Source organism: Microvirga zambiensis WSM3693 (assembly GCF_016735695.1).
Lineage (GTDB): Bacteria > Pseudomonadota > Alphaproteobacteria > Rhizobiales > Beijerinckiaceae > Microvirga > Microvirga zambiensis.
The window spans coordinates 1-545 of sequence record NZ_JAERQD010000248.1 but is presented as its reverse complement, the minus strand read 5'-3'; the positions used below and the strand labels follow the sequence as shown (position 1 = coordinate 545).

Here is a 545-nt window from a genome sequence, read left to right as displayed (position 1 = left end):
GCTTCGACCGCTCGCCGGCGCTGTCGGCGGCCGAGCGCGAGGCGCTGATCGCGCTCGGCTGGGACCTGCGCCGCGGCCGCTGCCATGATGCCGATAGACCCGAGTGGACCGTGGTCGCGCGCCTCGTGGCGCCGCTCGACGCTGCTCGGCTGGCGATGCGCGATCTGCCCGAGGTGCGCTTCCATGTCCGCTCGGCACTCGACGCGGTCGGCTTGGTGCTGCATCGCTGCGTCGATCGGGGGACGACGTTCTGGACATGGTCGGACGACGAGTGGGTCGCGCTGATCGGCAAAGACCGTGGTGCATTCCAGGCTCCGTGGCCAGACTGGCTCGATCCGTCCGTCCGGCCGTGCCTTGGCTCGTATGCCTACTTCCTGTGCGGCTTCGACGCCTTCCACCGCCTCGGTCCCTTCAAACGCCTCGCGCTCATCCGGCGCGTGTTCGGGCGCGCGGCGGTCAACGGGGCGCTGGCCGAGGTGATCGGCACGCTGACGCGGCAGGGCTACCGCTCCCATGCCTGCGACCTGCGCACACGGACCGTCGTC

Annotated in this window: 1 protein-coding gene; it reads left to right on the top strand. The window is 71.0% G+C overall.

What is annotated here, in order from left to right; translation table 11 throughout:
- Nucleotides 1–545, top strand: a 545-nt coding sequence (locus tag JKL46_RS37210; protein WP_201843082.1) for a hypothetical protein, incomplete at both ends; no start/stop codon positions are given.